Genomic DNA, 557 nt, shown 5'->3' on the forward strand with positions numbered 1-557 from the left:
TTCGTGTTCCCGGGTCAGGGGGCGCAGTGGGTGGGTATGGCGGCTGGGTTGATGGTGGAGTCGTCGGTGTTCGCGGAGTCGATGGCGGCGTGTGAGGTGGCGCTTGCTCCGTATGTGGGGTGGTCGTTGGGTGAGGTTCTGGGTGATGAGGTGGCGTTGGCGCGGGTGGATGTGGTGCAGCCTGTGTTGTGGGCGGTGATGGTGTCGTTGGCGGAGGTGTGGCGTTCGTGTGGTGTGGTGCCGGCGGCGGTGGTGGGTCATTCGCAGGGTGAGATCGCGGCGGCGTGTGTGGCGGGTGTGCTGTCGCTTGGGGATGGTGCCCGGGTGGTGGCGTTGCGTAGTCAGGTGATTGCGCGGTCGTTGGCCGGTGGGGGTGGGATGGTGTCGTTGGCGGCTTCGGTCGCCGAGGTGGAGGGGTTGTTGGCCGGTGCGGGTGTGTCGGGTGTGGGTGTCGCGGCGGTGAATGGTCCGGAGTCGGTGGTGGTGTCCGGTGGGGCGGTGGCTCTGGACGAGTTGCAGGTGGTGTGTGAGCGGCTGGGTGTTCGGGCGCGCCGGGT

At 68.0% G+C, this 557-nt stretch carries 1 protein-coding gene; it reads left to right on the plus strand.

Features of this window, described 5'->3' with window-relative positions; translation table 11 throughout:
- Positions 1-557 (plus strand): acyltransferase domain-containing protein (locus tag ABEA26_RS36215; protein WP_345598345.1); only part of this gene is annotated, 557 nt, incomplete at both ends.

Origin of the sequence: Streptomyces marokkonensis (genome assembly GCF_039539045.1) — a bacterium.
GTDB classification, from domain to species: domain Bacteria; phylum Actinomycetota; class Actinomycetes; order Streptomycetales; family Streptomycetaceae; genus Streptomyces; species Streptomyces marokkonensis.